The following is a 1,061-nucleotide window of genomic DNA, read 5'->3' on the forward strand; positions in this document are numbered from 1 at the left end:
GTTGAGAAGACCCCCGTGTACGCCGGGCATCTGGAAGACGGGGATCCCGCTGTAGTCGCCGGGTGGCGCCTCTGCGGCCGTGGTGGTGGGAATGAAGGCGACCATCCGGATCCCGGGCACCGGACACATGAGTTGGTTACGGTAGAACGGCGCGTCGTCGACCAGGGAGCGGATGAACGGTTCGTCGGGCCCGGCATGTGGGCCACCGAACAGGCGCATCACGCCGAACACGATCCGAAGCTGCGATCCCGTCGCCACGCCCCAGCCGTGGTTCTCGCGCGGGGGCGGGTAGTAGGCGCGACCCGCGTTGATCAGAGGACTGAACATGGCCAGCGTGTCGACGGCGGGGTGCGCTCGCTGCTGAAGGTAGGTTCGGGCGACGATCGCGCCTTCGCTTTCCCCGATCAGGGCGATCGGCCGGCCGGTGCGCTGGTGTAGTCGTCGCACCTGTGCGTCGAGGAGTCCCACGCTGTCCGCCACCGAGATCGTGGTGTCGTGCGGCCGGTAGGGCAGGGGTGTGCCGTCCCGGCTCAACCCTCGGTAGGAGAACCTCTCGACACGATTGTCGAGAGGTTGCTCGCCCCCGTACGACGACCCGTAACCTGCGAGGACGATGACTGCCTGCGGCACGTCGGGCGGCAGCGGGTGGTCGAGGACCACCGCCTCGGCCCGCAAGCTCTTGTCCGGCACGGCATCCACCATCGGCGGGATGAGCAACGGCACCGCAAGGGCGAGAACCGCCGCGACGGGAGTCGCCGGCACCCTCACCCACCTTGTCGATGGATTGATCAGCGCGGTACGGACCGTCCGGTTCCACAGCAGCCCGTTGACCACCCCGGCCACGGCGGCCACCGGCACCGACCACCAGCCCGGCAGACTCCAGCACAACGCGCCGGCCACGGTCAGCACCACGAAGTTGAGCATCGACCATCCCACCAGCGAGATCGACGGCAGGCCTCGCCACCACGGCCCCACCACGGCTGCCCGTTGCAGGAATGGCGCCAGCAGGAACAACGGCACCAGGGAGGCCAGCAGGACCCAGGACAGCGCCACCACCGACG

The 1,061-nt window shown here is 68.8% G+C and carries 1 pseudogene; it reads right to left on the reverse strand.

Annotated features, from left to right (window positions below):
- Positions 1–1,061: pseudogene (locus AB0L34_RS34355) on the reverse strand (hypothetical protein); the annotation flags it as partial.

It is taken from the genome of Micromonospora sp. NPDC052213 (genome assembly GCF_040679695.1).
Taxonomy (GTDB): domain Bacteria; phylum Actinomycetota; class Actinomycetes; order Mycobacteriales; family Micromonosporaceae; genus Micromonospora.